The following is an 18,350-nucleotide window of genomic DNA, read 5'->3' on the forward strand; positions in this document are numbered from 1 at the left end:
GTCCGGTCACCCTCCGGGATGCAGCGCGCCGCGGACGGTGCCCAGCAGGGACAGGAACCGCTCGTTGTCCGGCAGGTCGTCTATCAGCACCACACCCTCGGGAGCGGCCAGCGGAATGCGCCAGTTCGGGTATTCGGTGCTGGTGCCCGGCTGGTTCTGGGTCCGGGTCTCCCCCACGGCGTCGACCAGTGCCACCCCCAGCAGCGCTGACGGGGCCAGCGCCGTGTAGGCGTACAGCGCCTCAACCGTGGTCCGGACGTCCGTGCCGTTTTCCGCCAGCAGGCCGCGTGCCCGGACCCGGGCCAGCACGGCCTCCTGCTCGGCCGCGGCCTCGGCGCGTTCTTCCGCCACTGGCCGCCGCAACAGCCCGAGCGATTCGCGCAAGGTGACGTGTTCACCGGCGAGGTAGCCCGCCGTCGGGGGCAGATCGTGGGTGTTGACGCTGGTCAGGCACTGCTCGCGGTAGTGTTCCGGCGGAATCGGGCCATCGGCGTCGTGTTCGAACCAGAGGATCGACGTGCCGAATATCCCCCGCTCGGCCAGGTAGCCGCGGACCCACGGCTCGAACACCCCGAGGTCTTCGCCAATCACGATCGCCCCGGCCCGTTGCGCCTCGAGGGCAAGGATACCGATGAGCGCCTCGTGGTCGTAGTGCACATACGTGCCGCTCTCCGGCCCCCCGCCCTCGGGGATCCACCACAACCGGAACAGGCCGAGGATATGGTCCACCCGGATGCCGCCGGCGTGCCGCAGCACGGTACGGAGCATGTCCCGGTAGGCGGCATAGCCGGATTCGGCGAGCCGGCCCGGATGCCATGGCGGCTGCGACCAGTTCTGGCCCAGCTGGTTGAACATGTCCGGAGGCGCACCAACGCTGACGCCCCGGGCAAGAACGCCGGAGAGGGTCCAGGCGTCGGCACCGCCGGGTTTTACCCCGACGGCGAGGTCATGGACGACGCCGATCCCCATCCCCGCCTGGCGTGCCGAACGCTGGGCCGCCTCGAGCTGCTGGTCGCAGAGCCACTGCAGCCAGCAGTGGAATTCGATCCGGGCTGCCAGCCTCGGCCGCTGCTCGACACAGTAGGGCGACGCCGGGGATGCCGCCGCTCCGGCCCATTCCGGCGCCGACGGCGGCAGCTCTTCGGCGAGCGCAGACCACAGCGCAAAGTCCTCGAGCCCCGGCCCCTGCTCTGCGCAGAAGTCGGCGAACTGCCGGGTGCGGGCCGGCCCGCGGCGGACCGCAAACACGCGTTCCAGGGCCGCGAGCTTTGCCGCGTAGCTGGCGTTGCGGTCCAGGAGGTCCCGGGAACGGTTGGCCGCCTGCAGGCCTTCGGCCAGGCGTGCCACCTCGGCCCGGCCGGCTGCGTCCAGGTAACCGTATTCCGGGATTTCCTCCACCCGCAGGTAGAGCGGGTTGAAAAAGCGCCGCGTGGTGGGCAGGTACGGGGAGTCCTCGACCGGCGGCACTGGTTCGGCGGCATGCAGCGGATTGACCAGCACAAAGCCGGCCCCCTGCTCTCCGGCAACCTCGGCGAGGTCCCCGAGATCGGCGAAATCGCCAATCCCCCAGGACCGGGAGGACCGCACGGAGTACAGCTGGGCCGTCAGTCCCCAGGTGCGGCGTTCCTTGAGCAGGGCCGAGGCACGGAGCCGGTCTGGCGTAACAACCAGCGGACACTGCGCCGCCGTGCCCGCGGCGTCGGCTCTCAAGGTGTGCCAGCCGAGACCGAGGCCGCCGGGTATGGCGAACGTGGCACGTCCCGTGAGAACGCCGTCGACGTCGACCGGCTGGTCCCAGTTCTCCCGCTGGGCGGCCTCAAAGCTGCTTCCGTCCTCGGCGTCGATCCAGACGCGGACCTCGCTTCCGTGCGGGACGTGGACCTCGACGTGGGACTCCTGTCCCTCCCCCACTACAAGGACCGGGGGCAGGATGCGCCGCCAGGGTGCCAGCCGGGACTCAGCCAGGGAGCGTTGCTGTTCCTGGGGCCCGTTGGCGGGGACTCCGAGGGCCGCCAGCACGTCCTGCAGGGTCCCGGCGGCCACGGAACGCTGCACTCCGTCCCAGCCCCAGTAGCTGGTGTCGACGCCATAGGCTGCGGCGAGTTCGCGCAGGAGCGCGTCGGCCGTATCAGCGTCCCCGGTCTGCCCGGGACTCCCGGGGGCCGCGGCGTTGCCGGCGTCTGCAGGATGATCGGGGTTTGGACGGTCCTCGGGGTTTGCGGGGGTCTCGGGGTGCGTCTGGTCCACCATGCGCCCACTCTAGACGCTGCCCCCACCGCCCGCGCCCTTTCCGTGGATGTGGGAATCATCTACCAGTTCGTTGAGTCCTTGGCCGGCTCCCGGCGCGGACGGCTCCTTCGGCCCGTTTAGGCGCCCCCGCAGCGGCCGCGCTAGCCTTGAAGCCTATGGTTGACGTCGAACGGTTCCGGATCCTCCTGCGCGAGGAACGTGACCGGAAGCTTGCCCTCCTGCCCGCCCTCCGCCGGGACATCACCTCGGTCAATGCCGCCCGCCTCGACTCCAACGTCGACGACGAACACGACCCCGAGGGCACAACGATCGCCTTCGAACTATCCCAGGCCTCCGCGCTCCTGGAACAGAGCAGGGCTTCCCTGCTGCAGATCGATGCCGCTCTCGCGCGGATGGACGAGGGCACCTACGGAATCTGCGCTGTATGCGCCACCCCGATCCCCGAGGACCGGCTGGAGGCCAGGCCCTGGACCGCGTACTGCATCGCGCATGCCTCGGGCAGGGCATGACCCCGCCCGGCCTGCTGGGGGAACCGAACCTGGCCCTGACATGGTGGGAGCGGATCGTTGCCGGATTCACCCACGCCCCCAGCCCGCATGTGAGCAGTATTGAGCTCGTTGCGGTGGTCCTGCTGGCAGTGGCCGTCTCCCTGCCCCGCCTGTCCTGGCGCTACTTTGGCCTGCTCGCCACCGTGACCCACGAACTCGGCCACGCGTTTGCCGCCCTTACCACCGGCCAGCGGCTCGGAGGCATCCGGCTGGGCCTGGACCACTCCGGCACCACCACGACGTACAGCAGGAGCCGCCTCTCCGCCGCCTGGTCGACGTTCTGGGGCTACCCCGTGCCGGCCGTCGTCGGGGCGGCGATGGTCTGGTGCGGTTTCAACGGCTGGGGGCCGGCCGCGATGTCGGTGGGCACGCTCATCCTCCTGGCATCCTTCCTGTTCCTCCGCAACGGCGTGGGTCTCCTCATCACCGCCGCCGCCGTACTGGCCTCGGCGCTCCTGGTGCTGTTCGTGCCGCCGGTATTCAAGGGCCACGTGATGATCGTGCTGGGCCTGGCGCTACTGGTCGCTGCCGTCAGGGACCTCGGCAAACTGGCCAACGTCCATTTGCGGCACCGGGACAGGCTCCCGACGTCGGACGCCTATCTGCTGGCCCGGGCCACCTCCATCCCCGCCGCGGTGTGGATTGCCCTCTTCGCCGTGGTTGTGGCCGGGGCATGGTGGTTTGCCTGGCAGCCGATGGCGCCCGTGTTCACGGCCGCGTTCGGGCCGTTCCCTTCCCGGCCTTAGGCTGGGACCATGAGCCTGAGTACCCACACCGACGATCCGGGATTCAGCACCAAGGGCGCGTATGTGACCGGCGGCGAGGAATTCACCCGGGATACCAACTACATTGAGGACCGGATCACCCGGAACGGTGCCACGGGCGCCCACGGCGAACCCGGCTGGCCCGTGGAACCTGGCCGCTACCGCCTCATCGCAGCGCGCGCCTGCCCGTGGGCCAACCGCACAGTGATCGTGCGCCGGCTCCTCGGCCTGGAGGCGGTCATCTCGCTCGGCCAGCCCGGCCCCACCCATGACGCCCGGTCCTGGACGTTCGATCTCGATCCGGACGGCTTGGATCCGGTCCTCGGCGTCGAACGCATCCAGGACGCCTACTTCCGCCGCTTCCCCGACTACCCCCGCGGGATCACCGTCCCGGCGATCGTGGACGTCCCCAGCGGGCAGGTAGTCACCAACAATTTCCCCCAGATCACGCTCGACTTTTCCACGGAGTGGACCCAGTACCACCGCGCCGGCGCGCCGGAGCTGTACCCGGAGCACCTGAGGGAAGAAATAGACGCCGTCAACAAGCGTGTCTTCACTGAGGTGAACAACGGCGTCTACCGCTGCGGCTTTGCCGGTTCCCAGGAGGCCTACAACGCCGCCTACGATCGGCTCTGGACGGCCCTGGACTGGCTCGAGGAACGCCTGGCGGGCCAGCGGTACCTGGTCGGCGACACGATCACGGAGGCCGACGTCCGGCTCTTCACCACACTTGCCCGCTTCGACGCCGTCTACCACGGGCACTTCAAGTGCAACCGGCAAAAGCTCAGCGAAATGCCGGTGCTGTGGGCCTATGCACGGGACCTCTTCCAGACCCCCGGCTTCGGCGACACCACCGACTTTGTGCAGATCAAGCAGCACTACTACATCGTGCATGAGGACATCAACCCCACCGGAATCGTCCCGCGCGGGCCGGAACTGGGCAGCTGGCTCACCGGGCACGGCCGCGAAGAACTCGGCGGCCGGCCGTTCGGCGACGGCACACCCCCGGGACCGGTCCGGGCCGGCGAAGAGGTTGCCCCGGGACACGGCGCAGCCTGAAGCCGCCGGCGCCCGGGACGGCCGTTAGGGTGTTGGTCATGAATATGGGGTCCATGGAACACGCAGCGCAGTCCCTCTCGGCCGGCTTTGCCACCCGGGAGTTCGCCGAGGTGCGTGAGCTCTTCGACTCCTTCCTTTCCGAGGACCAGGACTACAGCGCGCAATTGACCGTCTACCGTTTGGGAACGAAGGTGGTGGACCTCCGCGGCGGCCCGGGGTTCGCTGCCGGCGACATCACGGGCACGTACTCGTGTTCCAAGGGCGCCGCCGCCATGGTCATCGCCGTGCTCGTCCAGGACAACCTTCTCGATCTGGACCGGACCGTCGCGTCCTATTGGCCGGAGTTCGGCGTCCACGGCAAGGACCTGCTCACCGTCCGGCAGGCGCTGTCCCACCAGGCCGGGCTGCCCGGCGTCGCCGGCGGGTTCGCCCTGGCCGACTTCACCGAACCCGAGGCGGCCCGCTGTCTCGCGGCCTCAGCGCCGCTGTGGCGGCCGGGCACGGCTTTCGGCTATCACGCCCTGACCATCGGGATCCTCATGGAGGAACTCTGCCGCCGCACCGCCGGAGTGCCGCTCCAGCGGCTCTACGAAGAGCGTATCCGCCGCCCGCGGGGCATCGACTTCTTCCTGGGCCTGCCCGAGGACCAGGAACCGCGGTACCGCGAGGTGCTCTACGACCCTGACCCGGCCCAGCCGTGGCTGGACCCGCTCAGCCTCGACGGCCTGAACAGCAACGCGCCGGTCAGCACCATCATGGAACTGCCCAACCACCGCGTCGTCCGTGCCGCGGGAATGAGCAGCGCCGGCGGCGTGGGCTCGGCCGACGGACTGGCCAGACTCTACGCCGCCGCCACGACCGGGGTGGACGGCGGCCCCGCGTTCCTGAGCCCGGCCACCATCGAACTCATGGCCGCTGAGCAGGTGTGGGGACTGGACCGGTGCTCCGGGCAGGACAACGCCTTTGCCGTCGTGTTCATGAAACCCCAGCCGGGGCGGAACTTCGGCAGCCACCTGGCCTTCGGACACGAGGGCGCCAACGCGGCCCTCGGCTTCGCGGATCCCGGTTACGGGCTCGGATTCGGGTACGTGCCGCGCCGCAGCGAAGAAGGCCGGACCAGCGGCCGGGCCCAGCGGTTGTCCGCGGCAGTGCGGCGGGCCGCCCGCGACGCGTCCTGACCGGCCCCCTGCAGGCTCCTGCGGCGCCGCAGCAGGTTCGTCCATTTGTAGCAGCAACCACGCGGCCCTAGGGTGAGCCGGGATGGTCACTCCAGAAAAGACAACAGACAAGCCGCCCTCCTGGCTGCGCATACGGGCCCATGGCGCGGCCAGCGGCGTCGCGGCGGCGCTCGTGTGGCCGCGGCTCCAGCTGGCTCTGAAGGCGGCGCTGGCAGCGGGCATTGCTTTCGCGATCGCGCCCTTCATGCCGGGCTCCGCCGCTGACTACCCCTACTACGCCCCGCTCGGCGCCCTGGTGGCCATGTACGAGAACGTTGCCGGTTCCATGCGCCAGGGCCTGCAGGCGCTGGTCGGTCTGGCGATCGGGGTGGGACTGGCGTTCATGCTTTTCAGCCTCGGCTCGCCGTCGCCGTGGACGGTCGCGGTGGTCATGGGACTGGGCGTTATCCTCGCCGGACTGCCCAAGATCGGTTCGGGCCGGGACTGGATCCCGACGGCGGCCCTGCTGGTACTGCTGGTGGGCGGCCACAACCCGGACTCGTTCTCGTTCGGGTACCTTTTCCAGATGGCGGTCGGCGTCACGGTGGGCATCGTCGTGAATCTGTTGGTCTTCCCGCCGCTGCATTTCCGGGCCGCGGCCCTGAGCATCGTGGAATTGCGCCAGGCGCTCGCCCAGCAGCTCTGGGACATGGGCAAGGCGCTCAAGGAGAGCTGGCCGCCGGAGCATGTTGACTGGTCCCGCCGCTCGGAAGCGCTCGCGGCGCACGCCCGCTCAGTGCGGTTCGCCGTCGAGAAAGCTGACGCCAGCCGCCGGGCCAATCCCCGCCGCCGGCTGCATCCGCGCGACATCACCCTCGACTACCGCAACCTGCGGGACCTGGAGCGGCTCACATTCCACGTCCAGGACGTCACCCAGGTGCTCTCCGACGTCATCTGGGCCGAGGACACCCCGTTCGTGATTCCGAACGAATACGCGGCACCCCTCGGTGACGCCATGTCCGCCGTCGGCGACGTGCTGCGAGCCACGGAGGAGGACAACCCGGATCGCCAGGCCGAGCTGGCCCGCACCGCCGACGCGGCGATCAACGAACTCACCGCCAGGCTTGGCTCGGTGCCGCACACCCACGACGCCCCCAGCGCGGTGGAATCCATTCTCTTGAGCATGCACCGCATGCTGCGGGTGGCGAAGCCCGGCCGGCCGGAAGAGCAACCGGCGGACCCGTCCGAAACCCCGTCCGCAACCTAAGCAACCGGCAGGCACAACGACGGCGGCTCCCGCCGGGGTAACCCCACAGCGGATGCCGCCGTCGGACTGTCTGTCCTGCCCGGCTATGGCAGTACCGGTTAGTCCAGCGCGGCGACCGATCCGCTGAAGTGCCGGCGACCGGACAGCGGGTTCCACGCCACGTAGTCCGAACGCCGCCAGCCGCCGCCCTCGGTCTGGACGGTGCTGATGTCCAGCGCCACCCGGGCGGGCAGGAACACGGGCGCCTCGAAGGCCACCTCCCAGCTGAACGCGTCGCCTTTGACGGCACCGACGTCGGCCAGTGCCCGCGACGCGAGGTACATGCCGTGGGCAAGGGACCGCCGCTGCCCGAGGGCCTTGGCGGTCAGGACGCTCAGGTGGATGGGGTTGAAGTCTCCGGAGACAGCCGCGTAGGCACGCCCGGTATCGACGCCCAGCTGCCACAGGGCCGTGGGATCCGGCACGGAGAACGGCGACGGCGGCACGGCCACCGAGGCCTTGTCGATCCCCGGGAGGAACACCCCCTTGGCCAGGTAGGTCGAAACCCCGCGCCAGAGGACCTCTTCCTGCCCGGCGGCGCGCACCTCCGCGACGACATCGAGCTGCGTACCGGCGCGGTGCCCCCGCAGGTTCTCCACGCGGGTCCGGATGTCCAGGGCCTCCGTGAACAGGACCGGCCCGGACTGCACCACCCTGTTCGTCAGGTGGATCATGCCCAGCAGGGGCAGCGGGAAATCGTCCCGGTTCATCACGCTCATGGCCAGCGGAAAGGCCAGGGCATGAATGAAGCCCGCAGGCAGGATATCGCTCGCGGTCTCGCCGATCAGGTGCTGATACGCCGTCAGATTGGCGACGTCGGCCCGCATGCCACGGACCTCGTGGATGTAGGCGGGCAGTTCGGTGCCGCCGTGGGTGCCCAGGACCCGGCGTCGTGCCGCGGCGGCGGCCGCGTTCACGTAGAGCTTGGACAGGGCGGGCATCTCGCCCAGGATGACGGTCTGGAAACCGTTCATGCGCCGACCAGGTTCTGCCCGCAGACGCGCAGCACCTCCCCGGAAATCCCGCCCGCGGCGTCGCTGGCCAGGAACGCGATGGCCTCGGCGACGTCGCCCGGCCGGCCGCCCTGCTGCAGGGAGTTGAGCCGGCGCGCCACTTCGCGAGTGGCGAACGGGATCTTGGCAGTCATCTCGGTTTCAATGAACCCCGGAGCCACGGCGTTGATGGAGCCGCCGCGCTCGCCGATGAGAGACGCCGTGGCGCGGACCATGCCGATCACGCCGGCCTTGGACGCGGCATAGTTGGTCTGGCCGCGGTTTCCGGCGATCCCGCTGGTGGAGGCCACGGACACGATCCGGGGCGAGTCCTGGAAGTGCTCCGAGGCCAGGAGGGCCTCATTGATCCGCAGCTGCGCGGCGATGTTGACGGCGAGCACGGAGTTCCAGCGGCCAGCGTCCATGTTGGCCAGGAGCTTGTCCCGGGTGATCCCTGCGTTGTGGATCATGATGTCCAGCCGGCCGTGCCGTGCCGCGGCGTGGCCGATGATCCGCTGGCCGGCGTCGTCGCGGCTGATGTCCAGCTGCAGGGCCGTCCCATGGACCTCGTTGGCCACTGCCGCCAGATGCTCTCCCGCAGCCGGAATGTCGACGAGGATGAGTGTGGCGCCGTCGCGGTAGAGGGTGCGGGCAATCGCGGCCCCAATGCCGCGCGCGGCGCCGGTCACGACGGCCACCTTGCCGGCCAGCGGCTTCTCGACGTCGTCGGGCAGCTGGCCGGCGCCGGAGCTGACGGTCAGGAACTGCCCGTCCACGAACGCCGAGCGGCCCGAGAGGAAGAACCTTACAGCCCCCAGTGTTGCCGGGCTCGTGGTCCGGGCGCCGTCGGCGAGCAGGATGCCGTTGCCGGTGGCGCCGGCACGGAGTTCCTTCGCCAAAGACCGCAGGAGACCGTCCACGCCCTGCCTGGCAGCCGCCGTTGCCGGTTCCGTGGCCGAGCCCGCCGTGCGGGACACGGTGATGATGCGGGCGTTCGGGGCGAGGTCACGCAGCGACGCGGCGGCGGTGAGGACCGGTTTCTCAAAGTCGCCGGGGTGGGCCAGCTCGTCCAGCACCAGGATGATGGCGCCGAGCTTCTCCTTGGGTATCGCGTGGCGACGGACATCGAGGTTCCAGTCCAGCAGGGTGGCGGCGAGCTCGTCGGCGCCGCCGGTTGATCCCTGGACCAGGACCGGTCCGTCGATGAGGCGGCGGCCGGGCTCGTGCCGCCGGAGGACCACTGGCTGCGGGAGGCCGAGACGCTTGGCGAGGTCTTTGCCGAGTCCGTGGCTGACCAGCCGGGTGTACTTGTCGCTCATCCGGTTCTCCCTAGAGTGCTTCGAGGATTGCGACGACGCCCTGGCCGCCGGCGGCGCAAATGGACACGAGGCCGCGGGCCGGACGCCCGTTGACGTCGCCCTTTTCGTGCAGCATTTTCGCCAGCGAGGCCACGATCCTGCCACCCGTGGCCGCAAACGGGTGTCCGGCGGCCAGCGAGGAGCCATTGACGTTCAACTTGGCCCGGTCGATGCTGCCGAAGGCGCCGTCCAGGCCCAGGCGGGTGCGGCCGAATTCGTCGTCCTCCCACGCAGCGAGGGTGCTCAGCACCGTGCCGGCGAAAGCCTCGTGGATCTCAAAGAAATCGATGTCCGCGAGGCTGAGATTGTGGCGTGCGAGGAGCCGGGGCACCGCGAAGGCCGGGGCCATGAGCAGCCCGTCTTTGCCGTGGACAAAGTCGACGGCGGCAGCCTCGCCGTCGATCACCGCGGCGAGCTTGGGGAGGTCGTGGGCGTCGGCCCATTCCTCGGACGCCAGCAGAACGGTGGAGGCGCCATCTGTCAGCGGGGTGGAATTGCCGGCCGTCATGGTCGCCTCGGCGCCCAGGTTCTTGCCGAATACGGGCTTGAGGGTGGCCAGTTTCTCCGGGCTCGTGTCGGCGCGCAGGTTGGAGTCGCGGCTCAGTCCCCGGTAGGGGGTCAGGAGGTCATCGAAGAAGCCGGCGTCGTAGGCCGCGGCCAGGTTCCGGTGGCTGTTGAAGGCCAGCTCGTCCTGGGCCTCGCGGGTGATCTTCCACTGCGCCGTGGTCAGCGCCTGGTGCTCGCCCATCGACAGGCCGGTGCGCGGCTCCCCCGTGTTCGGTGCATCGGGAGCCAGATCCTTGGGACGGAGCCGGCTGAGGACCTGCAGTTTCCGGGACATCGTCCTGGCGCGGTTGAGGTCAAGGAGCACCTCGCGGAGTCCCTCGCTGACGGCGATGGGGGCGTCAGAGGCAGAGTCGACGCCGCCGGCGATCGCGGAATCGATCTGGCCCAGCTTGATCTTGTTCGCCAGGCCAAGCACCGTTTCCAGGCCGGTGGCGCAGGCCTGCTGGAGGTCATACGCCGGGGTCTCGGCGGAGAGGGCCGAGCCGAGCACCGCTTCCCGGGTGAGGTTGAAATCCCGGGAGTGCTTGAGGACCGCCCCCGCCGCGACTTCCCCGATCCGCTCGTCCTGCAGGCCGAAGCGGGCGATCAGGCCATCCAGGGCGGCCGTGAGCATGTCCTGGTTGGAGGACTTCGTGTACGCGCCTCCGGTCCGGGCGAACGGGATGCGGTTGCCACCCACGACCACGGCCTTGCGGAGTTGCGCCGGGCCCGCGCTGGCGTGCTGTGTCTTCCCGGCGGCGGGTGCGGCGGCTGGCTGGGGGCGGGGCACTGACTGTCCGTTGACGGACATGGGCTGTCTCCTTCGATCAAAGCGATTACCGATACCCAGCGTACCTGATACGCTGGGTATCGTGAACATCCCCAAAGCCGCCGTGCCCGCCGGGCAGGCCGCCGTCGACGGCCGCGCTTCCCGCTGGCAGTCCCACCGCGAGGAACGGCGGCGGGAGCTGATCAAGTCCGCCCGGAAGGCGGTGCATGCCCTCGGCAGCGACGCATCCATGGAGGACATTGCCGCAGCCGCGGGAACGTCGAAGTCCGTGTTCTACCGCTATTTCGGCGACAAAGCCGGACTCCAGCAGGCCGTGGGCGAGGTGGTCCTGAGCCAGATGCAGCGGCGCATCCAGGAGGCGGCCCAGAGCGCCCAGACGCCCCGCGAAGGCCTGTTCGCCATGGTGTCCGCGTACCTGCAAATGGCCGAGACCAGCCCGAATGTCTACACGTTCGTGACGCGCCATGCTTCCGGCGAGGCCGAAACGGCCGGCCCGTCCATGTCCACGGCGGGAGCCTTGAGCCACTTCTTCGCCGCCATCAGCGACATGATTGCCCGGCCGATGCGCAGCCATCTGGGCGGCGGCCAGGACAAGGAAGCCGTGATCGGCTACTGGCCCAACGCCGCGATCGGCCTGGTCCGGAATGCCGGCGAACAGTGGCTCGCCAGCCCGCCCGGGCCGGCCAAGCCCGGCCAGGAGGCCATGGCGCGGCAGATCACGGATTGGCTCTGCTTCGGCATCGCCCCCGAGCTGCAGGCACCTCCTCCCGCAGAAGCAGCACAAACGGAACGAACAGACCCGGCAGGCCAGGGCGCGCCGTAGCAGCGGCACACCGGCCCCCGCCCGCGACCTGAACTGTCAGCACTAAAGATTGTCAGAACCACAGAAGGAAACGACATGACTGAACTAGCCGACCGCACCACCGGCAACGCACCCCGGCGCCGGCCGCAACCACAACAGCCGGCGGCAACCACGGCAACCGGCCGTTCCGGCCAGCCCGGTACCCCTGAGGCGCCCGCCGTCGACGTCGCGGCCCTTGGCGAACAGCTGCTCGGCAAGTGGGCCGACATCCGGCTGAAGTCCAGGGGCCTCGCCGGCCGCCCGGAACTGCACAAGATCGAGGGCCAGACCCACACAGAACACCGCCGGCGCGTCTTCGGGCAGCTCAGGATCCTGGTGGACAACGGGGCCGTCCACCGCGCCTTCCCGGAGTCCGTGGGCGGCTCCGATGACCACGGCGGCAACGTGGCCGGCTTCCAGGAACTGGTCATCGCCGACCCGTCGCTGCAGATCAAGGCCGGCGTGCAGTGGGGCCTGTTCGGCTCCGCAGTGAACCACCTCGGCACCGCGGAACACCACGAGAAATGGCTGCCCGGCATCATGAGCCTGGAGATCCCGGGTTGCTTCGCCATGACCGAGACCGGGCACGGCTCCGACGTGGCCAGCATTGCCACCACCGCCACCTATGACCCCGCCGCCGGGGAGTTCGTGGTCCACACACCGTTCCGGGCAGCGTGGAAGGACTACATCGGCAACGCCGCCACCGATGGCCTGGCCGCCGTCGTGTTCGCCCAACTGGTGACAAAGGGCGTCAACCACGGCGTGCACGCGTTCTACATGGACCTCCGGGACCCCGGGACCAAGGACTTCCTGCCGGGCATCGGGGGCGAGGACGATGGGGTCAAGGGCGGCCTGAACGGCATCGACAACGGCCGGATTCACTTCACGAACGTCCGGATTCCCCGCACCAACCTCCTGAACCGCTACGGCGACGTCGACCCCGAGGGCAACTACACGTCCCCCATCGCCAGCCCGGGCCGCCGCTTCTTCACCATGCTCGGCACGCTGGTCCAGGGCCGGGTCTCCCTCGACGGAGCCGCCGTGACGGCGTCGAAGCTGGCCCTGAAGACCGCCATCCAGTACGCCACCGAACGCCGGCAGTTCAATGCCTCCTCCCAGACCGACGAGGAAGTGCTGCTGGACTACCAGCGGCACCAGCGCCGGCTCTTCACCCGGCTGGCCACCACGTACGCCGCCAGCTTCGCCAGCGAGCAACTGCTGCAGAAATTCGACGATGTCTTCTCCGGCCGCCACGACACCGACCAGGACCGCCAGGACCTCGAAACCCTGGCCGCGGCCCTGAAGCCGCTGAGCACCTGGCACGCCCTGGATACGCTGCAGGAATGCCGCGAGGCCTGCGGTGGTGCCGGATTCCTGATCGAGAACCGGTTCGCCTCGCTCCGCGCCGACCTCGACGTCTACGCCACGTTCGAAGGCGACAACACCGTCCTGCTGCAGCTGGTCGCCAAGCGCCTGCTGGCGGACTACGCCAAGGAATTCCGCACCGTCAACGTCGGCGTGCTGGCCCGCTATGTCGTGGGCCAGGCCACCGGTGCGGCAATCCACCGCACCGGACTGCGCGGCGTCGCCCAGTTCGTGGCCGACACCGGATCAGTGCAGAAAGCGGCGCTGGCGATCAAGGACGAAGCAAGCCAGCGGACCCTGCTCACGGACCGCGTCCAGACCATGGTCGCGGAGGTGGCCACGGCCCTCAAGGGCGCGAACAAGCTCCCGCAGCAGCAGGGCGCCGCCTTGTTCAACGCCCACCAGCACGAACTCATCGAAGCCGCCCAGGCCCATGCGGAGCTGCTGCAGTGGGAGGCCTTTACCGAGGCCCTCGGCAAGGTGACAGACCCGGGCACGCACAAAGTCCTGACGTGGCTGCGCGATCTCTTCGGCCTGTCCCTGATCGAGAAGAACCTGTCCTGGTACCTCATGAACGGCAGGCTGTCGATGCAACGCGGTCGCACTGTGGGCGAATACATCAACCGCCTGCTCGTGAAGATCCGTCCGCACGCCTTGGACCTGGTGGACGCGTTCGGGTACGGCCCGGAGCACCTCCGCGCTGAGATCTCCACCGGCGCGGAGAAGGCCCGCCAGGACGAGGCCCGGGACTACTTCCGCAAGCAGCGGGCCAGCGGCCAGGCGCCACTGGACGAAAAGATCCTGCTTGCCCGCGCCGTTCACGGCACAAAAGCTCACGGCACCAAGGCCCAGGGCACCAAAGCCCGCGGCTGACCCAGCCGAAATGCGACGGCGGCGCCGCCCCCTCAGCCGGGGCGGCGCCGCCGTCGTAGTGCAGTGACTCTGTAGTGCAGTGACTCCGCGCTGCGGTGACGCTGTGGTGCTGTTCCGTCGCGGGGTCAGGAGCCCTGCTGGAGCACCGAGCGGTAGACCTCGAGCGTAGTCTCCGTGATGGATTCCCAGGAGAAGTGCTCCTCGGCCCGGCGCCGGCCGGCTTCGCCCATGGCGCGGGCCCGGGCAGGATCGGACACCACTTCGATGAGGGCCTCGGCAAAGTCGGTGACGAACTTCTCCGGGTCCAGAGGGATTCCGGTGCCGTCCGTGACCTGCTCGATCGGAACAAGCAGTCCGGTCTTGCCGTGCTCGACGACCTCCGGGATACCGCCGGTGGCGCTGGCCACCACGGCGGCACCGCACGCCATCGCCTCAAGGTTGACGATGCCCAGCGGTTCGTAGATGGACGGGCACGCGAACGCGGTCGCGTGGCTGAGCACCTGGATGACCTCGTTGCGGGGCAGCATCCGCTCGATCAGGATCACGCCGCTGCGCTGGCTCTGCAGCTCCTCGATCAGGCGTGCCGTCTCGGCCGCCAGTTCCGGGGTGTCCGCGGCACCGAGGCACAACACCAGCTGGACGTCGGCCGGGAGCTTGGCGGCGGCCCGCAACAGGTACGGCACGCCCTTCTGCCGGGTGTTCCGGCCCACAAAAACAACGCTGGGGCGCTCCGGATCGATTCCGAGCGGACGGATGATGTCATCAGCCTCGTCCCGGTTCCACTGGCTGACATCGATGCCGTTGTGGACCACCTTGACCTTGGCCGGGTCAACGTCCGGATAGCTGCGCAGGATGTCCTGGCGCATCCCTTCCGAGACCGCGATGATGGCGGCCGCGGCCTCGTAGGCGGTCTTTTCCACCCAGGAGGACACCGCGTAGCCGCCACCGAGCTGCTCGGCCTTCCACGGGCGCAGCGGCTCCAGGCTGTGCGCGCTGAGGACATGCGGGATGCCGTGGAGCAGCGACGCGATGTGTCCGGCCATGTTGGCATACCAGGTGTGGGAGTGGACCAGGTCCGCGCCGGCGATGTCCGGAACGATCCTCAGGTCCACCCCGAGGGTCTGGATGGCGGCGTTTGCAGAGCCCAGGTCTTCGGGCACGGGATACGACGTGACGGTCGCTCCGTGATACCCGGGCTCGCGGGGCGCGCCGAAGGCACGCACCTGAAGGTCCACGCGTTGGGCCAGCACTCGGCTGAGCTCGGCCACGTGGACCCCGGCGCCGCCGTAAATTTCCGGCGGGAATTCTTTGGTCACAATATCTATTCGCACATGCACCAAGGTAGTCGTTACGGTGGAACTGATCTAGTGTGAAGACGTTCGGGCATGCCGGACTGTATTGGGGAGTAACGAAGGCGTTCAGGAGCTATCACCATGCCGCATCAAAAGAGAGTTTTGGCAATTGTCCTCGCAGGTGGCGAGGGAAACCGGCTCATGCCGTTGACGGCGGACCGGGCCAAGCCTGGTGTCCCGTTTGCCGGAAGCTACCGGCTCATTGACTTTGCCCTTTCAAATCTTGTGAATTCCCGCTATCTGCAAATTGTGGTGTTGACGCAATACAAGTCCCACAGCCTTGACCGGCACATTTCCGAAACGTGGCGGATGTCCACCCAACTCGGCAACTATGTGGCCTCGGTTCCGGCCCAGCAGCGCGTCGGCAAGAGCTGGTTCCTCGGCAGCGCCAACGCCATTTATCAGTCGCTGAACCTCATTCACGACGCCAACCCCGACATCGTGGTCGTGGTCGGCGCAGACCACGTCTACCGGATGGACTTCTCCCAGATGGTGGCGCAGCACGTCGCGAGCGGTGCCAAGGCCACGGTCGCCGCGGTCCGCCAGCCGCTGCACATGGCGGACCAGTTCGGCGTGATCGAAACCGATGCGGACAACCCGGACAAAATTGCCGCGTTCGTGGAGAAGCCGTCGTCGACTCCCGGCCTCGCGGCCGACCCCAGCCAGTTCCTGGCCTCCATGGGCAACTACGTGTTCGACGCCGATGCCCTGATCGAAGCCCTCCACGTGGACGCCGAGCGCCTCGATACCAAGCACGACATGGGCGGGGACATCATTCCCTACTTCGTGAACCAGGGCGAGGCCGGTGTCTACGACTTCACCCTCAACGACATTCCCGGGTCCACCGAACGCGACCGCACCTACTGGCGCGACGTCGGCACCATCGATTCGTTCTACGACGCCCACATGGACCTGATCTCCCCCGTCCCGGTGTTCAACCTCTACAACTCCGAGTGGCCGATCTACACCCGCCAGACCATCTCCCCGCCGGCCAAGTTTGTCCGCGGCAAGTCCAACACCGTGGGCACGGCACTGGATTCCATCGTGGCCAGCGGCGTCGTCGTCTCCGGCGGCATCGTGGAAGGCTCCGTGCTCTCCAACGACGTCTACGTGGGCACCTCGAGCCGGGTCCTGGACTCGGTCCTGATGGACAAGGTCAATGTCGGCGAAGGCGCCGTGATCAAACGCGCCATCATCGACAAGAACGTCAAGATCCCGGCCGGGGCCACGATCGGACTCGACCCCGAACTGGACCGAGCCCGCGGGTTCAAGGTCACCGACTCCGGAATCACGGTCCTGTCCAAGGGCCAGCACGTCCCGGACCCCAGCGACGCGGAAAGGGCGCTCTCTGCGGCCAACCTGCGCCTGGTGCCCGACGCCGTCCGGACCGCCACCGAGAACTGGCCCGAGCTGCGGGAGTCCGTGGACAAGGTTGCCGACGTGCAGGCCGCCGCTGTGGGCACAGACGCACCGGTCAAGCACTCACCCACGGCATAGGCAGGCGGGGGCCCGGCAGGCACGTCCGGCCGGGCTCCCCGCACCCTGTAAAATTAGGGCAATGAGCTCCCCCGATCTGTCCTCCGACTTTCCCTCTGCCGAATCTGGTCTTCCCGGGTCTGATCTCGCCGGACTGACCCCGGAGGAAATCCAGGCCTGCCTGAAGGTCCTGAACACGATCCACGCCTATGACGAGGAGCACCCGGACTACGTCTCAGTGCGCCGCGCCACCGGGAAGATGTTCAAGGCCGTCAAGCGCCACCGGCGGGTCAGCAAGCGCGATGAGATCGCCGAGGCGGACCGCGCCGTGATGGCACAGACGGCGACGGCGGCCCCCGACAGGATCGACGACGAGACGCGCGGCAACAAGCTCGCCACGTCCGCCACCGGGGAAATCGCCGGCCACCTGATCAGGTCCCGGCCCTGCTACATCTGCAAGCAGCACTACACCCAGGTGGATGCCTTCTACCACCAGCTGTGCCCCGAGTGCGCCCTGTTCAGCCACAGCAAGCGCGACGCCCGCACCGATCTCACCGGCCGCAGGGCCCTCCTGACCGGCGGCCGGGCGAAGATCGGCATGTACATCGCGCTCCGGCTCCTCCGGGACGGTGCGCACACCACCATCACCACCCGGTTCCCGAAGGACGCCGCCCGCCGCTTCGCTGCGATGGAGGACAGCGCCGACTGGCTGCACCGGCTCCGGATCGTGGGCATCGACCTCCGTGACCCGTCCCAGGTGATGGCCCTGACGGATTCCCTGGATGCCGCCGGACCGCTGGACATCATCATCAACAACGCGGCCCAGACCGTGCGGCGCTCCGGCAACGCCTACAAGCCGCTCGTCGACGCCGAGGACGAGCCGCTGCCCGCCGCCCTCCAGGCTGCCAACGGGGGCCCGGAGCTCGTCACGTTCGGCCACGCCCACGACAAGCACCCGCTTGCCCTCGCCAGCAGCGTGCTCGACCATCCCGTGCTGGCCGGGGACGCGATCACGTCCCTGGCCCTGTCCACCGGGTCGGCGTCGCTGGAGCGGATTGCCTCCGGCACCGCGATCGACGCGGCCGGACTGGTCCCGGACCTCGCCACCATCAACAGCTGGACCCAGGTGCTGGACGAAGTGGACCCGCTGGAGATGCTCGAAGTGCAGTTGTGCAACGTGACGGCTCCGTTCCTGCTGGTCAGCCGGCTGCGGGGGGCCATGAAGCGCTCCACCGCGCGGCGGAAGTACATCGTCAATGTCAGCGCCATGGAAGGCCAGTTCTCCCGCGCCTACAAGGGCCCCGGGCACCCGCACACGAACATGGCCAAGGCGGCGCTGAACATGATGACGCGAACCAGCGCCCAGGAAATGCTCGACGCCGACGGCATCCTCATGACGGCCGTGGACACCGGCTGGATCACGGACGAGCGGCCGCACTACACCAAAGTCCGCCTCATGGAAGAGGGCTTCCACGCGCCCCTGGACCTAGTTGACGGCGCCGCCCGCGTGTACGACCCTATCGTGATGGGCGAATCCGGCGAGGACCAGTACGGCGTGTTCCTCAAGGACTACAAGCCCAGTCCCTGGTGACCGGCGCCGGCGGGCCGCGGCGTCCGTCACTTACGTGTCCGCTGCGGGACCTATGGCCCTAATCGGGGTCCGGGCCGGCCCG

Annotated in this window: 14 protein-coding genes; 9 read left to right on the plus strand and 5 right to left on the minus strand. The window is 68.7% G+C overall.

Annotation, left to right across the window (positions count from 1 at the left end; genetic code table 11):
- Nucleotides 1-6 precede the first annotated feature (6 nt).
- Complete coding sequence (gene malQ / locus AC1DGD_RS03375) at nucleotides 7-2,250, minus strand: 4-alpha-glucanotransferase (protein WP_476855890.1); 2,244 nt, start codon at nucleotides 2,248-2,250, stop codon at nucleotides 7-9.
- A 155-nt stretch (nucleotides 2,251-2,405) separates the two neighbouring features.
- On the opposite strand from malQ, the gene AC1DGD_RS03380 reads away from it, so the two are divergent.
- The 5 genes from AC1DGD_RS03380 to AC1DGD_RS03400 all read left to right on the plus strand — a co-directional run bounded on the left by AC1DGD_RS03380 (nucleotide 2,406) and on the right by AC1DGD_RS03400 (nucleotide 7,045).
- Nucleotides 2,406-2,759 carry a TraR/DksA family transcriptional regulator gene (locus AC1DGD_RS03380; RefSeq protein WP_476850934.1) on the plus strand — a complete coding sequence of 118 codons (354 nt, stop codon included), beginning with the start codon at nucleotides 2,406-2,408 and terminating at the stop codon, nucleotides 2,757-2,759.
- The gene (locus AC1DGD_RS03385; RefSeq protein ID WP_476855891.1) at nucleotides 2,756-3,544 is read left to right on the plus strand and encodes a M50 family metallopeptidase; all 789 of its coding nucleotides are present in this window, start codon (nucleotides 2,756-2,758) and stop codon (nucleotides 3,542-3,544) included. Before AC1DGD_RS03380 ends, AC1DGD_RS03385 begins: the two co-directional genes overlap by 4 nt.
- Nucleotides 3,545-3,553: 9 nt before the next feature.
- Nucleotides 3,554-4,621 carry a glutathione S-transferase family protein gene (locus AC1DGD_RS03390; RefSeq protein ID WP_476855892.1) on the plus strand — a complete coding sequence of 356 codons (1,068 nt, stop codon included), beginning with the start codon at nucleotides 3,554-3,556 and terminating at the stop codon, nucleotides 4,619-4,621.
- 53 nt (nucleotides 4,622-4,674) lie between these two features.
- A complete protein-coding gene (locus AC1DGD_RS03395; RefSeq protein WP_476855893.1) occupies nucleotides 4,675-5,799 on the plus strand; it encodes a serine hydrolase domain-containing protein in 1,125 nt (374 codons plus the stop codon).
- Between the two features lie 82 nt (nucleotides 5,800-5,881).
- Nucleotides 5,882-7,045: an FUSC family protein gene (locus AC1DGD_RS03400; protein WP_476855894.1), complete on the plus strand. Its 1,164-nt coding sequence runs from the start codon at nucleotides 5,882-5,884 to the stop codon at nucleotides 7,043-7,045.
- 98 nt (nucleotides 7,046-7,143) lie between these two features.
- Here AC1DGD_RS03400 and AC1DGD_RS03405 read toward each other — a convergent pair whose 3' ends face one another.
- Genes AC1DGD_RS03405 through AC1DGD_RS03415 form a run of 3 tightly spaced genes read right to left on the minus strand, consistent with a single transcriptional unit; the run spans nucleotide 7,144 to nucleotide 10,791 of the window.
- Entirely contained in the window at nucleotides 7,144-8,058 is a 915-nt protein-coding gene (locus AC1DGD_RS03405) for a MaoC family dehydratase (RefSeq protein ID WP_230009567.1), read from the minus strand.
- Nucleotides 8,055-9,395 carry a 3-oxoacyl-ACP reductase gene (locus AC1DGD_RS03410; protein ID WP_476855895.1) on the minus strand — a complete coding sequence of 447 codons (1,341 nt, stop codon included), beginning with the start codon at nucleotides 9,393-9,395 and terminating at the stop codon, nucleotides 8,055-8,057. The genes AC1DGD_RS03405 and AC1DGD_RS03410 overlap by 4 nt, the downstream gene beginning before the upstream one ends.
- Before the next feature lie 10 nt (nucleotides 9,396-9,405).
- Nucleotides 9,406-10,791: an acetyl-CoA C-acetyltransferase gene (locus tag AC1DGD_RS03415; protein ID WP_476855896.1), complete on the minus strand. Its 1,386-nt coding sequence runs from the start codon at nucleotides 10,789-10,791 to the stop codon at nucleotides 9,406-9,408.
- A 61-nt stretch (nucleotides 10,792-10,852) separates the two neighbouring features.
- On the opposite strand from AC1DGD_RS03415, the gene AC1DGD_RS03420 reads away from it, so the two are divergent.
- Both AC1DGD_RS03420 and AC1DGD_RS03425 read left to right on the plus strand, forming a co-directional pair.
- Nucleotides 10,853-11,593, plus strand: a complete 741-nt coding sequence (locus AC1DGD_RS03420) for a TetR family transcriptional regulator (RefSeq protein WP_476855897.1) — start codon at nucleotides 10,853-10,855, stop codon at nucleotides 11,591-11,593.
- 75 nt (nucleotides 11,594-11,668) lie between these two features.
- Nucleotides 11,669-13,849: an acyl-CoA dehydrogenase family protein gene (locus AC1DGD_RS03425; RefSeq protein ID WP_476855898.1), complete on the plus strand. Its 2,181-nt coding sequence runs from the start codon at nucleotides 11,669-11,671 to the stop codon at nucleotides 13,847-13,849.
- A gap of 125 nt (nucleotides 13,850-13,974) precedes the next feature.
- On the opposite strand, the gene glgA is transcribed toward AC1DGD_RS03425, so the two are convergent.
- On the minus strand, nucleotides 13,975-15,180 hold the full coding sequence (glgA, locus tag AC1DGD_RS03430; protein ID WP_476850944.1) for a glycogen synthase: 1,206 nt from the start codon (nucleotides 15,178-15,180) through the stop codon (nucleotides 13,975-13,977).
- A gap of 102 nt (nucleotides 15,181-15,282) precedes the next feature.
- On the opposite strand from glgA, the gene glgC reads away from it, so the two are divergent.
- Complete coding sequence (gene glgC, locus AC1DGD_RS03435; protein ID WP_476850945.1) at nucleotides 15,283-16,698, plus strand: glucose-1-phosphate adenylyltransferase; 1,416 nt, start codon at nucleotides 15,283-15,285, stop codon at nucleotides 16,696-16,698.
- Between the two features lie 61 nt (nucleotides 16,699-16,759).
- Nucleotides 16,760-18,268: an SDR family NAD(P)-dependent oxidoreductase gene (locus AC1DGD_RS03440; RefSeq protein ID WP_476855899.1), complete on the plus strand. Its 1,509-nt coding sequence runs from the start codon at nucleotides 16,760-16,762 to the stop codon at nucleotides 18,266-18,268.
- The last annotated feature ends 82 nt before the right edge of the window (nucleotides 18,269-18,350 follow it).

The sequence above is a fragment of the Arthrobacter sp. 05T45 genome (assembly GCF_056395875.1).

Coding starts and splice junctions, on each gene's coding strand:
- malQ (WP_476855890.1), bottom strand. CDS start 2,250: ATGGTGGACCAGACGCACCCCGAGACCCCCGCAAACCCCGAGGACCGT.
- AC1DGD_RS03380 (WP_476850934.1), top strand. CDS start 2,406: ATGGTTGACGTCGAACGGTTCCGGATCCTCCTGCGCGAGGAACGTGAC.
- AC1DGD_RS03385 (WP_476855891.1), top strand. CDS start 2,756: ATGACCCCGCCCGGCCTGCTGGGGGAACCGAACCTGGCCCTGACATGG.
- AC1DGD_RS03390 (WP_476855892.1), top strand. CDS start 3,554: ATGAGCCTGAGTACCCACACCGACGATCCGGGATTCAGCACCAAGGGC.
- AC1DGD_RS03395 (WP_476855893.1), top strand. CDS start 4,675: ATGGAACACGCAGCGCAGTCCCTCTCGGCCGGCTTTGCCACCCGGGAG.
- AC1DGD_RS03400 (WP_476855894.1), top strand. CDS start 5,882: ATGGTCACTCCAGAAAAGACAACAGACAAGCCGCCCTCCTGGCTGCGC.
- AC1DGD_RS03405 (WP_230009567.1), bottom strand. CDS start 8,058: ATGAACGGTTTCCAGACCGTCATCCTGGGCGAGATGCCCGCCCTGTCC.
- AC1DGD_RS03410 (WP_476855895.1), bottom strand. CDS start 9,395: ATGAGCGACAAGTACACCCGGCTGGTCAGCCACGGACTCGGCAAAGAC.
- AC1DGD_RS03415 (WP_476855896.1), bottom strand. CDS start 10,791: ATGTCCGTCAACGGACAGTCAGTGCCCCGCCCCCAGCCAGCCGCCGCA.
- AC1DGD_RS03425 (WP_476855898.1), top strand. CDS start 11,669: ATGACTGAACTAGCCGACCGCACCACCGGCAACGCACCCCGGCGCCGG.
- glgC (WP_476850945.1), top strand. CDS start 15,283: ATGCCGCATCAAAAGAGAGTTTTGGCAATTGTCCTCGCAGGTGGCGAG.
- AC1DGD_RS03440 (WP_476855899.1), top strand. CDS start 16,760: ATGAGCTCCCCCGATCTGTCCTCCGACTTTCCCTCTGCCGAATCTGGT.